The 16,458-nt window shown below is 71.2% G+C and carries 13 protein-coding genes, 3 tRNA genes and 1 pseudogene; 8 read left to right on the top strand and 9 right to left on the bottom strand.

Annotated elements, in window-relative coordinates; translation table 11 throughout:
* Positions 1 to 53 precede the first annotated feature (53 nt).
* Together ACWCP8_RS29595 and ACWCP8_RS29590 are read right to left on the bottom strand one after the other, a co-directional pair.
* Positions 54 to 1,499 (bottom strand): FGGY family carbohydrate kinase, encoded by a 1,446-nt coding sequence (locus ACWCP8_RS29595; RefSeq protein ID WP_352261961.1) that lies wholly within the window; start codon positions 1,497 to 1,499, stop codon positions 54 to 56.
* A gap of 60 nt (positions 1,500 to 1,559) precedes the next feature.
* On the bottom strand, positions 1,560 to 1,865 hold the full coding sequence (locus tag ACWCP8_RS29590; protein ID WP_352262756.1) for a YtxH domain-containing protein: 306 nt from the start codon (positions 1,863 to 1,865) through the stop codon (positions 1,560 to 1,562).
* Positions 1,866 to 2,069: 204 nt separating this feature from the next.
* Here ACWCP8_RS29590 and ACWCP8_RS29585 point away from each other — a divergent pair.
* From ACWCP8_RS29585 to ACWCP8_RS29560, 6 genes are all read left to right on the top strand, one after another.
* Positions 2,070 to 2,142 (top strand) — tRNA-Asn (locus ACWCP8_RS29585).
* Between the two features lie 5 nt (positions 2,143 to 2,147).
* Positions 2,148 to 2,220: transfer RNA gene (locus tag ACWCP8_RS29580), tRNA-Asn, on the top strand.
* Between the two features lie 225 nt (positions 2,221 to 2,445).
* Positions 2,446 to 2,522 (top strand) — tRNA-Ile (locus ACWCP8_RS29575).
* A 701-nt stretch (positions 2,523 to 3,223) separates the two neighbouring features.
* The gene (locus ACWCP8_RS29570) at positions 3,224 to 3,415 is read left to right on the top strand and encodes a hypothetical protein (RefSeq protein ID WP_451119132.1); all 192 of its coding nucleotides are present in this window, start codon (positions 3,224 to 3,226) and stop codon (positions 3,413 to 3,415) included.
* A gap of 263 nt (positions 3,416 to 3,678) precedes the next feature.
* Entirely contained in the window at positions 3,679 to 5,562 is a 1,884-nt protein-coding gene (locus ACWCP8_RS29565) for an ABC transporter ATP-binding protein (protein ID WP_451119130.1), read from the top strand.
* A 42-nt stretch (positions 5,563 to 5,604) separates the two neighbouring features.
* The gene (locus tag ACWCP8_RS29560) at positions 5,605 to 6,873 is read left to right on the top strand and encodes an MFS transporter (protein ID WP_451119128.1); all 1,269 of its coding nucleotides are present in this window, start codon (positions 5,605 to 5,607) and stop codon (positions 6,871 to 6,873) included.
* A 90-nt stretch (positions 6,874 to 6,963) separates the two neighbouring features.
* Here the strand turns inward: ACWCP8_RS29560 and ACWCP8_RS29555 are convergent, their stop codons facing one another.
* From ACWCP8_RS29555 to ACWCP8_RS29540, 4 genes are all read right to left on the bottom strand, one after another.
* Positions 6,964 to 7,764, bottom strand: a complete 801-nt coding sequence (locus ACWCP8_RS29555) for a VOC family protein (protein WP_451119126.1) — start codon at positions 7,762 to 7,764, stop codon at positions 6,964 to 6,966.
* A gap of 234 nt (positions 7,765 to 7,998) precedes the next feature.
* On the bottom strand, positions 7,999 to 9,363 hold the full coding sequence (locus ACWCP8_RS29550) for a carboxyl transferase domain-containing protein (protein ID WP_451119124.1): 1,365 nt from the start codon (positions 9,361 to 9,363) through the stop codon (positions 7,999 to 8,001).
* Positions 9,356 to 10,828 carry an acyl-CoA synthetase gene (locus ACWCP8_RS29545; protein ID WP_352261950.1) on the bottom strand — a complete coding sequence of 491 codons (1,473 nt, stop codon included), beginning with the start codon at positions 10,826 to 10,828 and terminating at the stop codon, positions 9,356 to 9,358. Before ACWCP8_RS29545 ends, ACWCP8_RS29550 begins: the two co-directional genes overlap by 8 nt.
* Positions 10,829 to 11,003: 175 nt before the next feature.
* Positions 11,004 to 12,233, bottom strand: a complete 1,230-nt coding sequence (locus tag ACWCP8_RS29540; RefSeq protein WP_352261948.1) for a nitrate/nitrite transporter — start codon at positions 12,231 to 12,233, stop codon at positions 11,004 to 11,006.
* A gap of 126 nt (positions 12,234 to 12,359) precedes the next feature.
* Here ACWCP8_RS29540 and ACWCP8_RS29535 point away from each other — a divergent pair, with 126 nt between their 5' ends.
* Positions 12,360 to 12,791 (top strand): Lrp/AsnC family transcriptional regulator, encoded by a 432-nt coding sequence (locus tag ACWCP8_RS29535; RefSeq protein WP_030925866.1) that lies wholly within the window; start codon positions 12,360 to 12,362, stop codon positions 12,789 to 12,791.
* Here ACWCP8_RS29535 and ACWCP8_RS29530 read toward each other — a convergent pair.
* The 3 genes from ACWCP8_RS29530 to ACWCP8_RS29520 form a co-directional block, all read right to left on the bottom strand.
* Positions 12,769 to 14,358, bottom strand: a complete 1,590-nt coding sequence (locus ACWCP8_RS29530) for a GAF domain-containing protein (protein WP_356001069.1) — start codon at positions 14,356 to 14,358, stop codon at positions 12,769 to 12,771. The two genes, ACWCP8_RS29535 and ACWCP8_RS29530, sit on opposite strands and share 23 nt — an antisense overlap.
* An 18-nt stretch (positions 14,359 to 14,376) precedes the next feature.
* Complete coding sequence (locus ACWCP8_RS29525; RefSeq protein ID WP_451119121.1) at positions 14,377 to 15,414, bottom strand: rod shape-determining protein; 1,038 nt, start codon at positions 15,412 to 15,414, stop codon at positions 14,377 to 14,379.
* Positions 15,415 to 15,544: 130 nt separating this feature from the next.
* Positions 15,545 to 16,120 carry a hypothetical protein gene (locus ACWCP8_RS29520; RefSeq protein ID WP_451119119.1) on the bottom strand — a complete coding sequence of 192 codons (576 nt, stop codon included), beginning with the start codon at positions 16,118 to 16,120 and terminating at the stop codon, positions 15,545 to 15,547.
* A gap of 78 nt (positions 16,121 to 16,198) precedes the next feature.
* Here ACWCP8_RS29520 and ACWCP8_RS29515 point away from each other — a divergent pair.
* Positions 16,199 to 16,426 (top strand): annotated as a pseudogene (locus ACWCP8_RS29515) (SCO2400 family protein); the annotation flags it as partial.
* Between the last annotated feature and the right edge of the window lie 32 nt (positions 16,427 to 16,458).

Here is a 16,458-nt window from a genome sequence, read left to right as displayed (position 1 = left end):
CGGAGACCGAACCTCCGGCCGGGGGACAGCCCTGTGTCACCCGGAGCGTCGGATCAGAGCGCGGAGTCGAACGCCCCGGGATGGATCTGGTCCCTCGTCGCCCTGTACTGCTGCCGCACCGCCTGACCGACCGGCAGCTCCTCGCCCGGCTCCAGCACCTGCGCCGCCGCGCCCTGCCAGGCCGGGGGGGTGCGCGGATCGAGCGTCCCCTGCGAGACCCCCAGTGCCCAGGCCGCCTGCCGGGCCGCACCCAGCGCCGCGTACTCGGCCGGCTGCGGTACGACGACCTGCGTACCGAACAGCGCAGGCGCAAGTCCCTGCACGGCAGGCAGCTCGGCCGCCGCACCCAGCAGGAACACCCGCCGCACCTCGACCCCGCGGTCACGCAGCACATCGAGCGCGTCGGCCAGCGAGCACAGCATCCCCTCGAACGCGGCCCGCGCCAGATGCTCCGGCTTCATCGACTCGCGCCGCAGCCCGCTCAGCGTGCCCGCGGTGTGCGGCAGATGCGGGGTGCGCTCGCCCTCCAGATACGGCAGCAGTACGAGCCCGGAGGCGCCCGGCGTCGACTTCAGCGCCAGCGCGGACAGCTCCTCCAGACTCTCCAGACCCAGCATCTCGGCGGTGCCGCGCAGCGCACGCACCGCATTGAGCGTGTACACGACCGGCAGATGCATCCCGGTGGCATCCGCGAACGAGGTGATCATCCCGGACGGATCGGCCAGCGCCTCGTGATGCACCGCCATCACCGAACCCGAGGCCCCCAGCGACACCACCGCGTCGCCGGGCCCGACCCCGAGCCCGAACGCCGCCGCCATCGTTTCGCCGGTCCCGGCCGAGATCAGCAGTCCCTCCGGCGTCGTCCCAGCCGCATCGGCGGGGCCGAGCACCTCCGGCAGCGTGGCCTGGTGTCCGAGCGCGAGCTCCACCAGATCGGGCCGGTACGCACCGCTCCCCGCCGACCAGTACCCGGTCCCCGATGCGGCACCCCGGTCGGTGGTCCGCCGGTTCGGCCGGCCCAGCAGCTGCCAGACCAGCCAGTCGTGCGGCTGCAGCACCGAAGCGACCCGCTGCGCCGCCTCCGGCTCGGTCCGCGCCAGCCAACGCAGCTTCGACACCGGTTGCGCGGCCTGCGGCACGGCCCCGACCGCTTGGGCCCAGGCCTGCCGTCCGCCGAGCCCGTCGATCAGATCGGCCGCGGCGACCTGCGCCCGCTTGTCGTTGCCGAGCAGCGCCGGGCGTACGAGGTTGCCCTGCCGGTCCAGCGGCACCAGACCGTGCTGTTGCGCGGACACGCCGATGGCCTGGACGCCTTCGAGCAACCCGCCGGTGGCTGCCTCACCGAGTGAGAGCAGCCATACCTGCGGATCGACCTCGGTGGCCTTCGCCTCGACGGGATGCGCGGCGTACCCCTGCCGGAGCACGGCACCCGTGTCCGCATCGCAGACGACGATGTGTGTGAAGGCCGAAGAACTGTCCAAGCCGGCGACTATGCCCATGATGAGGATTCTGCCGCACCGCCGGAGCTTTCCCGTACGGAAGGCGGGTGGCCACCCCTGTTACGTATTGCTGGTGCCCCAGTCGTCCTCGACACCCTGGCCCTGGCTCCGCTCCCGCACCGACCGCACCCGCTCGACCACCGAGGCGGGCACCTTGTCACCGACCTTGACGCTCACCGCGTGGTACGCCTTGCCGGCGAACTCGCGGCTGCTCTGTGCCGCGGACTCGGCGGTATTGCGCACGGCCGGGTTCTCGGCGATCTGGCGTGCGGACTTCTTCAGCTGCTCGTAGCGCTCGCGTCCGGCCCGAGTGCCGATGACGTAACCGAGGGCCAGGCCGGCGATGAACGTGAGCCGGTACCGCATGGCTGCCACCCTTCTCCTGCTCCGTGCTTGCTGCGTATGTGGTCGGTGCGACGTGTGCTGCCCGCCTACCCGCCGGGGCCCGAGATCACCCGGGGCGATACCGATTGGCGGAGCACCCCCCTGCTTGCGCTAATGTATGTGTCGCAGCGAACGCGCGCCGCCCGGCAGCAGCCAGGCAGGTAGGGTTCGGTGCAAACGCAGCAATCCCCTGTAGCTCAATTGGCAGAGCAGCCGGCTGTTAACCGGCAGGTTACTGGTTCGAGTCCAGTCGGGGGAGCGCGATCCCCTGTAGCTCAATTGGCAGAGCATTCGGCTGTTAACCGGAGGGTTACTGGTTCGAGTCCAGTCGGGGGAGCGGAACGGAAGAGGACCCTTCGGGGTCCTTTTTCGCATGCCGGGCCGGAGGCTGATTCGACGGCCGGTGCCGGACTCTTTCGTGTCTACGGCGCACTGTCCGGAACCGGGCAGCCGGTAGCGCAGTCCTCAAGGTCAGGCGAAGCCGACCATCCGGAGCGAGAGATCGTATGACCGGCTATGCTGCGGCAGACGGCGCGCACACGTGTGCGCGCCACGCCGAAAAGGGGCGGTAGCTCAGCCGGTTAGAGCAGCGGACTCATAATCCGTCGGCCGTGGGTTCGAGTCCCACCCGCCCCACCACGACGGCCGCAGCGCAGGAACGTTCCAGCCTCCTGGAAACAAGGATGCACACGCGGCAGCGTCGAACGTGCAAGACACGCTGAAGGCCCTTCGAGGGCCCCCTGTCGGCTCAGAGGCCGACGGATCGGAGCAGGACGGAGCCCCGGCCGCACATGCGGCCGGGGCTCCGTGCGAGGCCTCCCGCGGAGCCCGAATTCCGCACGCACCGACCGGTTTCGTCCGGGCATACGTCAAGTGGGCCGACTGTCACCGGCGTTGAGAGGGCGTGCGGAAGCCGCGGCGTCCAGTACGGGCAATTTTCTTTGCGTTAGCAACGCATCTGGCTCATCGCGACTCCGCGGCGAGCCCTCGAACGGCAGTGGCCCGCCGTCACGCTCCGGGGCCGCTCCGTCGCGCCCCGCCCGCGCCTGTGGGCATCTGCCGACTGGTAGACCTGGATCTGCGGGGGCGCGGGGCTGCTGCGGCCGGATTTCGCCAGGGGTGCTGCGGGTGGGCCCCGTTGTGCCGATGAGGCGCCCTGCAGACCCCTTTGTGCCTGCGTGTCGTACAGGGCGGTGCCTCGAATATTTGCCAGGAAATGCGACTTTTGCCCGAATTCGTACGCGTACGACTTGTTGGTCCCATTGAGGCGTCGTAGTGTCGGTAGTGCCGCGGCAGAAACAGGGAGCGGCATACCGAACTACTTCCCAAAGGAGGCGAAGATGAACGTTCGTGACATCTTCCGCCATGGGGGTGGCAGGGGTCGTTGGGGCGGCTGGGGCGGCTACGGCGGCTACGGCGGCTACGGCGGCTACGGCCGGCGTGGACGCGGCGGCTACGGCTACGGCCGGCGTGGATACGGCGGCTACGGCGGCTACGGCGGCTACGGCGGCTACGGCGGCTTCCGCTACTGACCCGACCACCCAGAATCCCCAAACCCCTTACACGAGGCTGGCCCGCGCAACCGCGCGGGTCACGCCTCGTGGTTTTGGGGCCCGCGCCCCAGGGGCCTCCCGTTCGGATCATGTCGACCTGCGGCCCCCTGGCAGGCGTTCCGCAGGCGCACTTCAAGGCTTGAATCACGACGGCATCGCAGATCGCGCCGTGATTCGGCCCCGATCCGGGAACAGGCTCCGGCGGCGGTCCGCATTCCGCACTCCTCAGTGATGTGAGGCCCATGCGCCTTCTCGGCCCCCTCGCGCGCCCCGACGAGCCGCTCCCGGAATCGGTGACGGACGTTCCGATCCGTACCGACCCCATCAGCGTGGTGCGGTCGTTCCGACGGTTTTGGCCGCTTACCTACGGCGACCGGCGCTGGCTCCTGCTCATCTGCGCCCTCGCCAGCGTGACCGCGGTCGCGGAGACCATCACCATCCTTCTCTTCGCGGAACTGACCGACAACGCTCTGCAACAGGGATCCGTCAGTGCCTTCTGGAAACCTGCTGGTCAGTGGCTCACCGTGGCCATCATCGGTGCGATCGTGGGGTATCTGTGCAGCTCGCTCGCGGTCTGGACCGCCGAACGCTTCGTGATGCGGCTGCGGGCCCGCGTCTTCAGTCATCTGCAGACGCTGCCGCCCCACTTCTACCAGCGCAATCGTCGCGGTGACCTGGTCGAGCGGCTCACCGGCGATGTGGAAGCCATCGAAGCCCTCGTGGTCTCCGGCATCGTCGGGGCTGCGACCGCTCTCTTCAACACCTTCTTCTACGCTGCCGCCGCTGTGTGGCTGAGCTGGAAACTGGCCCTCGCCACCTTTACCATGATCCCGCTCTTCTACCTCGTCACCCGCGTGTTCACGGGCCCTCTGCGCGCGGTGTCCCGGCGCGGACGTGCGGCGGACGGTGCCATCACTGCCGTGGTCGAGGAGACGCTGGTCAACGTCGTCATGACCCAGGCGTACAACAGGCAGCACGACGAGGAGGAACGGCTCCTCGGCAAGGCGCGTGCCCGGTTCAAGGCGGCGGTGAGAGGCACCCGGCTCGCAGAGCTCTACGAGCAACTCGTTGAGGTCCTGGAAACGGTGTGCGTCCTGGTGATCATCGGTCTGGGGGTGTGGCAGATCTCCACGGGCGGGATCACACTCGGGCAGCTCCTCGCCTTCGCCGCCTTCATCGGTTCCCTCTACCCGCCGATCCGCTCCCTGGGCCAGCTCGGTCTGACGGCCACCGCCGCGACCGCCGGAGCCGAGCGGCTTCTGGAGATCCTCGACACCGAGCCCACCGTCACCGACCCGGGCGCATCCGTCGCGCCCCCGGCCCGGCGGCGCGCTGTCGGCGAGGTGGAGGCGCGGGAGGTCGACTTCCACTACCCCGGCAACCCGGAGCCGGTTCTCCGCGGTCTCTCGTTCACCGCGGTCCCCGGCGAACTGCTGGTCGTCACCGGCCCCAGCGGAGCCGGCAAGTCGACCCTGGCCGCTCTGCTGCTGAGGTTCTACGACCCGGACTCCGGCATCATCCGGCTGGACGGCACATCCGTGGACCGGCTGCCGCTGACCTACCTCCGCCGGAACATCACGCTGCTGCCGCAGGACACCCTCGTCCTGCACGACACCATCGAGCGGAACATCGCGTGCGGGCGCACCGATACGACCCTCCGTGACATCGAGGAGGCCGCGCGGGCAGCCGACGCGCACGATTTCATCTGTGCGCTTCCCGACGGCTACAACACCGTTGTCTCACCCGGCACGTCCCGGCTCTCCGGAGGTCAGTTGCAGCGCATCGCGATCGCCCGTGCCATGGTCCGCGACGCGCCCGTTCTCCTTCTCGACGAGCCCACCACCGGCCTGGACGCACTGGCCGCACAGCGCATCCTCGGCCCGCTGCGGCGCCTCGCCGAGGGACGCACCACCATCGTCATCACGCACGACCTGGCTCTTGCCGCCGACGCCGACCGCATCCTGGTGCTGGACGAGGGGCGTCTGGTGGAGTCGGGCACGCACGCCCAACTGCTCGACCGGAGCGGCCTGTACGCCACGCTGTTCGACGCCAAGCCCTCGCGTCGCAACGGCACTGTGAACGCACACGCCAAGCATGCGCGCCCATCGGGAATCCATTGGCGGTAGGGCCCTGGGGGGAGCCCTCCGGACCGGTCGTTACCATCCGCTGTGACCGAAACGACCGAAGAACCTGTACATCGCACACGCATACTCGCCGACCTGACTCCGCTGCGGACCTCGCCCGACTACCGGCGGCTCTGGTTCGGGAACACGGTTTCCTGGATCGGTCAGGGGATGACGGCGCTCGCCGTGTCGCTCCAGGTGTACGACATCACCGGGTCCGCCTTCTCGGTCGGGCTCATCGGGTTCTGTTCGTTTCTGCCGCTGGTCGTCTTCGGGCTGTACGGCGGAGCCATCGCGGACACCGTCGACCGGCGCAAACTGGGGCTGGCCAGCTCCTCCGGTTCGTTCGTGCTCGCCGTAGCACTGGTCGCCGCGAGCGTCGCCGGGGTCGAGCAGTTGGGGCTGCTGTACGCGGTCGTCGCCCTGCAGGCGGTCTGCTTCGCGCTCAACTCACCGGCCCGCAGCTCGATGGTGGCGCGCCTCCTGCCGGCCGAGCAGCTGCCCGCCGCAAACGCGCTCAGCTCCATCACCAGCACCACCGGTGCGCTGGTCGGGCCGATGCTGGGCGGACTCATGGTCGGCTGGTGGGGGTACCGGGCCGCGTACACCGTCGACGCCGTGACCTTCACCGCCGCGCTGTACGCGATGTGGCGGCTGCCCTCGATGCTTCCGGAGCGCGGGGACGACGCGGGGAGCGAGAAGCGGGCGTCCGTGGTGGGTGGGCTGCGGTTCCTGGCGGCGCGGCCCATTCTGCGGATGACCTTCTTCACCGATCTGTGCGCCATGGTCCTCGCCCACCCACGGGCGCTCTTCCCGGTCGTCGCCGTGGTCTGGTACGGCGGTGACGCGAAGACCACCGGGCTGCTGGTCGCGGCTCCGGCGCTGGGGGCACTTCTGGGCGGGGTGTTCTCCGGCTGGCTGAGCCGGATCAGACGGCACGGGCTCGCGGTGATCGCCGCCGTGACCTGCTGGGGCAGCGCCATCGCCGTCTTCGGGCTGACCCGTCAGCTCTGGCTCGGGCTGGTCCTGCTGGCGCTCGCCGGCTGCGCGGACACCGTCTCGATGGTCTTTCGGAACACCATGCTCCAGGCGGCGGTGCCGGACGAGATGCGGGGGCGGCTGCAGGGCGTGTTCATCGTGGTGGTGGCCGGTGGGCCGCGGCTCGGGGACTTCCTCGCGGGTTCGGTCGCCGATCTGGCGTCCCCGACGGTGGCGGCCACCGGGGGCGGCATCGCATGCGTGGTCGCGGTGTCGCTGCTCGCGCTGAAGTGGCGGGGATTCGCCCGGTACGACGCCCGGTATCCGCAGCCCTGACAGGCCGGAGCGGGTCCGTGGCCCGGGCCGGCCGGTCGCGTGGGGCCGGTCACGCGGGCCGAGCGGCCCCCGGCGGCGCGGGTCCTCCGCTCAGGCGGTCGCGTCGGAGAACTTCGGCATCTCGCCCTCGGTCGTCTTGACGTCGATCACGGAGAACGCCGCGCCCTGCGGGTCGCTCAGCGCCGCGAACCGGCCGAACGGGCTGGTCATCGGGCCGAACCGGAGAATCGCCCCGCGCTCCGTCGCCTTTGCGACCGCCGCGTCGCAGTCCTCGACGGTGAAGTACACATTGAGGTACGGCGGTACCTCGGGCGGGAAGTCGTCCGTCATCTTCATCCGCCCCAGGACCGGGTCGGCGCCCAGGTCGTAGAGCGCGAAGTCGATCGCGTCGTCCTGCATCTGCTTCACACGGTACGGGAAGACGCCGGGGAAGAATGCGTCCGACTTCGCCGGGTCCCGGGTGAACACCTCGGCCCAGCAGTACGCGCCCGGTGTGGCCCTGGCCTCGAACCCTTCGTGCTGCCCCGCCTGCCACACACCGAAGACCACCCCGCCCGGGTCGCGGGCCAGCGCCATCGAGCCGAAGTCGCCGACCTTCATCGGCTCCATCAGGACCTCGCCACCGTTGTCACGGATCTTTGCGGCGGTGGCGGCGGCGTCCGGCGACGCGAGGTACAGACACCATGCCGACTGGCCTTCCTGACCGGGCATCGGGGGTACGACGGCGGCCACCGCCTTGCCGTTCGCGTACGCCTGCGTGTAGTTGCCGAACTCCGACGACGACTCGCCGAACGTCCACCCCAGCACGTCACCGTAGAAGCTCTTCGCCCCCTCGACATCGGTGAACATCGCGTCCGCCCAGCACGGGGTGCCCTCTGGTTCCACAGCCATGGTTCAGTGCTCCTGACTCGGTGATTCGGTCCGGTTTTTCACGCTAAGGGCTGTCCCGTAGTCCCTGGTGGATCGGCGCGCGGCGTCGGATGCGGTGCATCGCAAGGCGGAGGGGCATCCTCATACCGGGCGCATTCGGGCGTTCCGGCAACGCGGCGAGGTGCCGTAGCTGTCGTCGTGCGCCCGCCAGGGATTACGGGACAGCCCTCTTAGCCAGCCGTCCCGCACGCCGAACTACCCGTCGGCGGCCGTGGCCTCCGGGCCCGCGATGCCGCGGGCGACCCCCAGCTCCACCAGGTCCTGGGGGCGCAGGCGCAACTGGTCGGCCGTGGCGTGCACGGCGTCGGGAGAGCGCTTGAGGATGGCTGCCGCGAGCTCCGGGGCGATGACGGAGAAGTAGCTGTCCTGGGTGACGTATGTGTTCTCCGGCGCCGCCAGGGCGAGTGCGCCGCCCGAGCCGCCCTCGCCGATCACCAGGGCCGTCACCGGGACCCGGGCCTCGGCGATCGCCGCGAACGCATCGGCGATGGCGGCCCCGGCGCCCGCCCGTTCCGCTTCGGCGTCGTTCGCCGCCCCCGGGGTGTCGATCAGAGTCAGGACGGGCACGCCGAGCCGGTCCGCGAGCCGGATCACCCGGGCCGCGGTGCGGTAGCCGGCCGGGCGGGTCGCGGTGCCGCACTGGGCGACGTACGCGATCGGCCGGCCGCCGCGCACCCCGACCCCGCAGAGCAGCCCCGGATCCGTACCGCCGCACCGGTCACCGCTGAGCGGCAGCAGGTGGTCGAAGTACGCGTCGAGATACGCCCCGGCACGCGGCCGGGCCGAGGAACGGGCCTGCTGCACCGCGTCCCAGCCGGTCGCCGGCAGCCCGGTGACCGCGAGAGCGCCCGGGACCGGTGCGGGGACGCGGGACCCGTCGGCGCCTGCCGCCCCCAGCGCGCCCAGCCACCGCCCCAGCGTCCGTGGCAGCTCGTCCGGGTGGACGACCGCGTCGATCTGGCCCGCCGCCAGCTGGCCCTCCGCCGCGTACGCCGACGGATCCGCGTCCGCCGGCCGCACCCGCGATCCGGCGAACCCGATCTGGGCCCCCGGCAGCGCCAGGATCACATCGGCGCCCGCCCCCAGCGTGGCCCAGCCGCCGCCCGTCGTCGGATCGCGCAGGATCGCGAGCTGCGGCAGACCCGCCGCCCGCAGCCGTGCCGAGGCGCGTGCCACCCGCTGGAGCTGGGTGAGCGCGATCATGCCCTCCTGCATCCGGCTGCCGCCCGTAGCGACGATCGAGACGAGCGGCAGCCGCCGGGTGAGCGCGGTCCCGTAGGCGGCTTCCAGCAGGTCCCCGGTGCGCTGCCCCAGCGATCCGCCCAGGAAGCCGAACTCGAACGAGACCAGCACACACGGTCGGCCGCCGACCGCGGCAAGGCCGTGGACGACGGACTCCTCCTCGCCGGTACGTGCCGTGGCGCGGGCCCGGGAGTCCGCGTAACCGGACCAGGAGAGCGGACCGTCCGCCGGTATCTCCGCGCCGGACGGGGTGGCGGACTCGGTGAAGTCGTCGGTGACCGCCGCGATCGCCTGCCGCGCCGTCAGGCGCCTACGCACCGAGCGACCGCTTCATGATCTTGCCCATGTCGTTGCGGGGCAGCGCCTCCAGATAACGGACCGTACGGGGGCGCTTGTGGGGGGTCAGCTGGGCCGCCACATGGTCCGCGAGCTCGGCCTCCGCGGGCGGTGCGGCCGGGTCTGCCGGCACCACCCAGGCGACGATCCGCTCGCCCAGATCCGGGTCCGGCTCCCCGGTGACGGCGGCCTCGCGGACGCCCGGGTGGTCCAGCAGCGCGTTCTCGATCTCGCCCGCGCCGATCTTGTAGCCGCCGCTCTTGATCAGGTCGGTGGCCTTGCGGCCGACGATCCGTACATAGCCGTCGGCGTCGAGGGCGGCCATGTCGCCGGTACGGAACCAGCCGTCCTCGGTGAAGGCGGCCGCCGTCGCGTCGGGGCGGTTCAGATAGCCGGCGAAGAGGTTCGGGCCGCGCACCTGGATCTCGCCCACCGCATCCTCGGACGTCGGATCGTCGAGGGGCGTGCCGTCCTCCTCGACGAGACGGAGTTCGACGCCCCGCAGCGGTGCGCCGACCGTCCCGGGGCGAGGCTCGCCGTCCGCCCGGACGCCTGTGTTCATCAGGGTCTCCGTCATGCCGTACCGCTCGATGACCCGGCGGCCGGTCGCCGCCGCGATGCGTTCGTGGTCATGGACCGGGAGTGCGGCCGACCCCGATACCAGCAACCGGGCCCCGGCGAGCGCCTTCGCCAGTTGGGCTGCCTCCGGTGTCGCCGTACCGAGCGCCTCGGCGAGCCGGTGGTACATCGTCGGAACGCCGAACAGCATCGTGGAGCCGGACGACAGCTCCCGGGCCACACCCTCGGTGGAGAACTGCCCCGGATGCCGCACCGATCCGCCCCGGCGCAGCGGCCCGAGCACGCCCAGGATCAGGCCGTGCACATGGAACAGCGGCAGGGCGTGCACAAGGACGTCGTCGCCGGTCCACTGCCAGGCGTCCGCCAGCGCGTCCAGGGAGGCGGCGATGGCGCGGCGGGGCAGGATCGCACCCTTGGGCGGACCCGTGGTGCCGGAGGTGTAGACGATCAGGGCGGGGGACTCGGGGGAGGGTTCGGGAAAGACGACGCCGTCGGCCGCCACCGCTGCCGTGTCGACATCCGTACGGTCCAGCGCGGCGAGCATCGGCGGGAGCACGTCGCCCGCCCGGGCCAGCACCACCGACGGGGCGCTGTCGGCCACGATGTGCGCCAGTTCGCGTGTGCCGGTCTTCGGGTTGAGGGGGACGGCGGGCACCCCGGCCCGCAGTGCCGCCACCACCGCGACGACGGTCTCGGCGGTCGGCGTGGCCCAGACGGCGACCCTTCCCGCGCCCGCGAGCCGCGCGGCGAGTGCGTCGGAGGCCGCGGCCAACTGTGCGTACGTCAGGGTGTGTTCACCGAATCGGACGGCTTCCCGGGCGGCCGCGGGGCCGGTTCCGTCATGCAGCGCAGGCAGAAGAGAAGTCACCCTCCGACCCTAAGGGCTGTCCCGTGATCCCGGGCGGGCGCACGACGACAGCGACGGCACCTCGCTGCGTTGTCGGAACGCGTGAACACGCGCCCCGTACGAGGATGTCCATCCGCCTCGCGATGCCCCGCACCTGACGCCGCGCGCCGATCCACCAGGGATTACGGCACAGCCCTCAGGCAGCCGGCTCGGGCATCCTCCGGTCCCGCTGAATGTTCCGCATCCGCCCGTACGCGTACACGCACCCGGCCAGTGCCAGATCGGACAGCAGCATGAAGCCGATCGAGTACGAGCCCTTCGCGCTGTAGATCGCGCCCATCACCAACGGCGGGACGAAGCCGCCGAGTCCGCCCATCGCGCCGACGATTCCGGTGACGCTGCCCACCTTCGGCTGCGGTGTCACCTGCGAGACGAGGGCGAAGATGCTGCCGCTCGACGTGCCCAGTCCGGCCGCCATGCAGAGCAGTGCGATCGTGCCGCCCGGCGCCAGTTTCGGGTCGAAGGCCTGAACGATCGCCATCAGTGCGGCAAGTCCCAGTGCCGCAGAGGTGACCAGCGCCGGGTGGATGTGGTCCGAGAGCCAGCCGCCGATCGGCCGGAAGACGACCGTGACCAGGGCGAACCCGGCGGCTTTCGTGCCGGCGTCGGTCGGTGAGAGGTCGTACCAGGTCTTCAGATAGGTCGGCAGATAGACGCCGAACGCCACGATGCCGCCGAAGCCGATCGCGTACAGCGCGGAGAGTTCCCAGGTGACCCGCAGCCGCCCGGCGTCGCCCAGCCGGTGGCCGAGCGAGTCGGTCGGTACCTTCCGGTCCGGGTGGTCGCTGATCAGCACCGCGGCCAGTGCCGCGTACACCACCAGCGCACCGGCGACGACGAGGAACGGAAGGTTGTCGCCGTGCTCGGCGATCCGCGGGGTGAAGTAACCGGAGAGTGCGACACCACCCATGCCCATGCCGAACACACCCAGCGCCAGCCCTCGATCGGAGGGCGGGAACCACGAGTTGACCAGCGGGATGCCGATCGCGAACGTCGTGCCGCCCAGTCCCAGCAGAAAGCCCACGGCGAGCATCGCCCCGTACGAGTTCCTCGCCGGGATCAGCAGCAGTACGGGGACGATGGTCAGCGCCGAGACCAGCGGGAACATCAGCCGGGCGCCGTACTTGTCGGTGAGCGCCCCCGCCGCGATCCGGCCCAGCGAACCGACCAGCACCGGCACGGCGACCAGCAGTGACTGCTCGAACGAGCTCAGCCCGAGCCGCTCCTTGTAGTCCCCGGAGAGCGGTGCGATCAGGTTCCAGGCCCAGAACGTGAGTCCGAAGCCGATCGTGGCCACCACAAGGTTGCGGTATGCGGCCGCGGACGGCCGGCCTGCCGGAGTGGGAGACTGCTTGACGGCTTCCACCCTGCAAGTGAAGGCCGGGCGGTGCCGGTGGGCCCGTCGGCCTACGCCAGGCGGGTCACCGGGCCACCGGTCCGGCCGACGCGGTCTCCGCAGTCATAATCCGGCACAAGCTGCGACAATCGCGGTATGGACCGTCTGGACAGGGAAATCCTCAGCGTCCTCCAGGAGGACGCGCGGATCTCGTACCGCGATCTGGGGGTACGGGTCGGCCTCAGTGCCAACGCCGCGGCCGACCGTGTGCGGCGGCTGCGCCGCGACGGCGTCATCCGCGGCTTCACCGTGATCATCGACCCGGCCGCCGACACCCGAACGGGCCTGGTCGTCTTCATCGATGTGACGCTGCGTATCGATACGACCAACGAAGTGTTCGAACGGGCGGTTCTCGCCCTGCCCGGCATCACCGAAGTGGTGCACGTGACGGGCGGGCACGACTATCTCGTACGGGCCACGGTCGCCGACACCGCCGCCCTGGACGGACTGCTGCGCCGGCTCAAGCGGGAAGCGGGCGTCGCCCACTCCAGCACCCGGGTCGCGCTCAGAGCGGCGCCTGCCAGGTGAACGTCGTGGAGCGCGATCCGTCGTCGCTCCGGCCGTCGTCGGCGACCGCCAGCCGGACTGCGGCCCGCCCGTCGGGCAGCCGCGCCGTGGCGTCCACCTCCACCTCGATGGCCGACACCCCGGTCCGCCGGTGCGCCGCCGCGAGCGCGCCGCGCAGTGCCGCGAGGAGCTGCCGGTCCGCGGGCTGCCGCACGAGTGAGTCCACCGCCCCGGTGAACTGCACCGACGGCTGGAAGCCGAGAACGGAGGCCGCGCCCCCGGTCTCCCGGAGCACCCGGCCGCGGAAGGTGCTGGGTGCCTCGGTGGGCGGCTGCTGGAGGGCGAAGATCGCGGTCCGTACGTCCTGAATGGTGGAGTTCAGCTCGTCGACGGCCCGGGTGAGCAGCTCGTCCGTCTCCGGGGCGGCCGCCCGGCGACGGGTCGACTCCAGCATCATCTCGGTCGCGAAGAGCCTTTGGACGACGAGATCGTGCAGATCGCGGGCGATCCGGTCGCGGTCCTCGTACACCGCGAGCTGTTCCCTGTTGTGCTGGGCGTCCGCCAGTACCAGGGCGAGCGCGGCCTGCGAGGCGAACTGGGAGGCCAGCAGCCGGTCCACGGCCGTGTACGGGCGGCCGCCGCGCCGCCGGGGCAGTGCGAGGGTCCCGATGAGCCTGCCGCCGCTCTGCAACGGCAGCATCATGCTGGGACCGAACCGGGTCCGCACGTGCGTCGTCATCCGCGGATCGGTCGCCGAGTCGTCGATGAAGACCGGCTCACCGCCCAGCAGCTGCACCAGCACGGGGGAGCCCGGCTCGATGGTGGTGCCGACGAGTCCGGCCGGGTCGTCGAGCGTGGACGCGGTGACGATCTCCATCCCGCCGTCCCCGGTCGGCTGGAGGATCACCCCGGCCGAGGCATCGGCGAGAATGCGGGCCCGCTCGGCAACGGTCATCAACGCGTCCGTCGCGTTCGTGCCGCCCAGCAGGGCCGTGGTGACGGCCGCCGCGCCCTCGATCCAGCGCTCCCGCTGGCAGACCGTCTCGTACAGCCGGGCGTTGCCGATCGCGATCCCGGCCTGAGCGGCGAGGACCTGCAGCAGCGCCATGTCCGTATCGGTGAAGTGCCCGGTGCGCTTCTCGGTGAGATAGAGATTGCCGAACACTTCGCTGTGCACCCGGATGGGTGCCCCGAGGAAGGAACGCATCCGTGGATGGCCGGGCGGCACGCCGCTGGAGCGCGGGTCGGCGGTCAGATCGTCCGAGCGCAGCGGTTCGGGTTCCTCGACGAGCACGCCGAGCAGCCCCGAGTGCCCGTCCGGGAAGCGGCCGATGCGCCGCCGTTCGGCATCGGTCAGACCGGAGGTGAACAGCTCGGTGATGGTGTTGCGGTGGGGGCCGAGGACACCGAGCGCGCCGTACCGGGCCTCGGTGAGCACGGTGGCGGTGTCCACGATCTGCTGGAGGGTGGCCCGCAGTTCGAGATCGGTGCCGACGCTGAGCACCGCATCCAGGAGTGTCGGCAGCTTGCGGGGTCTGCTGCTCGGGGGCCCGCCCGCCGCACCCCGGCCTTCGCTCTCGTAAGTCATCCGCCGCCCCGACGGTCGTCAGGCGGCCAGCGGGTTGAGGACCATCGGCTCGACCTTGCCGTCCAGCATGGCGCCGAGCCCCAGGACGGCGCACACATCGGGGCGCTCCGCGATGTGCACCGGCATGCTCGTCGCATCGCGCAGCATCTGGTCGAGCCCGGGCAGCAGCGCACTGCCGCCGACCATCATGATCCCGCAGTCCGCGAGGTCGGCCACCAGATCGGGCGGGCAGTGGCGCAGCACCTTGCCGAGGCCGTCGAGGACCGCGGTCAGCGGGGCGTGGATGGCGAGCCGCACGGCGGCGGTGTCGACCTGCACCGAGCGGGCCAGACCGGTCACCACGTCACGGCCGTGGATCTCGGTCACGGCGGGTCCGTGCGGGGTCAGGCCGTTGCCGCTGAGGGCCAGTTGCAACGGGCGTACCGACTGGCTCGCCAGCATCAGCTCGTGCTGCTGGCGCAGATGCTGGATCACCGCGTGGTCGATGGCGTCGCCGCCGATCGGGATCCGTACGGCGGTCACGATCGAACCGAGCGAGAGCACGGCGATCTGGGTGGTCGCCGCCCCGCACACCATGATCATGCTCCCGACCGGTTGCTCGACCGGGAGGTCGCAGCCGACCGCCGCGGCAAGCAGGGTGTCGACCAGCTCGACCCGCCGGGCGCCGAGCCCGACCAGGGTCTCGATGGTGGCGCGCTGGGCGAGCGGATCGCTGTCGTGCGGGGTGCAGGCGGCGGCGCGCAGCCGCGGCTTGCGGCGCAGCTGACGGCGGAGCTTCTCGCCGAGCAGATGGCGGAGCATGCGCTGGGCCATTTCGATGTCGATGACAGACCCGCCGGAGACCGGGCGGACCACCCGGATGTAGTCGGGGGTGCGGCCCGTCATCTTCTCGGCGAGCTCACCGACGGCGATGAGCGAACCGCTGCGGGTGTTGATGGCGGCGGCACTCGGCTCGTCGACGACGAGCCCGAGCCCTTTGATGTACACGCGGGTCCGGGCGGCCCCGAGGTCGACGGCGACGTGGCAGCGGCGCAACTGCTCAAGACTGACGGTCACGGCAGGTCTCCCGGGAGCGCTGATGGGGGGTGCCGGCGGCGGCCGGCCCTCTTCGCATCGTGCGGCGCGGGCGGTGCCGCCGCCCGCTGGGATGGGCCATCAGGGGGCGCGGAGCCGGCGGACTGCCAGGTCAGGGCTGGGGTGTGCCCTGGAGCATTCGCTGGAACAGTCCCCAGGTGAACTCGGCGACGTACGGCGCACCCGTCCCGGGGTCGGTGATCGCGAGCGCCCACCGGGTCGGCGCGCTGCCCTCCATCGGGCGGGCCGGCGGGAAGGCCCGGGCGACCTCGTCGACGGTGCACGACCAGGGGTGCAGATCGTCGATCGTACGGAGCTCGGGGCCGGTCGCCCCCGGGGCTCTGACCAGCCACTCGTTCCATACGGCCCCGCCCGGTGCGACCATCACCTCGAACCGCAGCTCCGGCCAGAGCGGCACCGGCCAGAGCAGGGCGTCGCACTCCAGATCGCCGATCCGGCGGTGTACGGAGGACTCGGGTTCGCCCAGCGCCGAGCGGTAGCGGCGCAACGATCCGCGGCCGCGGGGCGCCCGCACCATCGCCTGCCAGCGGCGGTTGGCCTCTCGCATCTCGGCGAGTGAGGCGCTGAGTTCGTGCCGGGCGTCCTCGACGAGGCCGGGCTGGTGGTCGGCCATCCGGCGGAGCAGGACGAGCTGGAACTCGAGTGGACCAAAAGGGGCGGCGCTCATGGAATTAACGTTTCCACACAGGATCCTCACGTGAGCGGCTTTCTCTGTTGTCCTATCGGCACTTAATCTTCGGGCGCCATGGATTACTGCCACCCGTGTCAGCGGCATCTCAACGGCGCCCTCGCCTGTGCCGGGTGCGGAACCCCCGTCGAGGCGCTGAGCCACTACGCCACGCCCGCCCTCTCCGGCCACGAACCGGACGCGGAGCGTGTGAAAGCCCTGCCGTCAGCGCCGGGCGGACGTCGCCGCCGGTCCCGCGGCGCCGCCGAGCCTGCCCCGGGCGGCCGCGGTCCGCGCGGGTCCGGGAGCAGACGCGGGTCCGCGAATGCACGCGCGTC

Source organism: Streptomyces sp. NPDC002206 (assembly GCF_053593595.1).
The sequence above is the reverse complement of the archived record's forward strand: the minus strand, read 5'-3'. Positions and strand labels throughout refer to the sequence as shown.

Coding starts and splice junctions, on each gene's coding strand:
- ACWCP8_RS29595 (WP_352261961.1), bottom strand. CDS start 1,499: ATGGGCATAGTCGCCGGCTTGGACAGTTCTTCGGCCTTCACACACATC.
- ACWCP8_RS29590 (WP_352262756.1), bottom strand. CDS start 1,865: ATGCGGTACCGGCTCACGTTCATCGCCGGCCTGGCCCTCGGTTACGTC.
- ACWCP8_RS29570 (WP_451119132.1), top strand. CDS start 3,224: ATGAACGTTCGTGACATCTTCCGCCATGGGGGTGGCAGGGGTCGTTGG.
- ACWCP8_RS29565 (WP_451119130.1), top strand. CDS start 3,679: ATGCGCCTTCTCGGCCCCCTCGCGCGCCCCGACGAGCCGCTCCCGGAA.
- ACWCP8_RS29555 (WP_451119126.1), bottom strand. CDS start 7,764: ATGGCTGTGGAACCAGAGGGCACCCCGTGCTGGGCGGACGCGATGTTC.
- ACWCP8_RS29535 (WP_030925866.1), top strand. CDS start 12,360: ATGGACCGTCTGGACAGGGAAATCCTCAGCGTCCTCCAGGAGGACGCG.
- ACWCP8_RS29530 (WP_356001069.1), bottom strand. CDS start 14,358: ATGACTTACGAGAGCGAAGGCCGGGGTGCGGCGGGCGGGCCCCCGAGC.
- ACWCP8_RS29520 (WP_451119119.1), bottom strand. CDS start 16,120: ATGAGCGCCGCCCCTTTTGGTCCACTCGAGTTCCAGCTCGTCCTGCTC.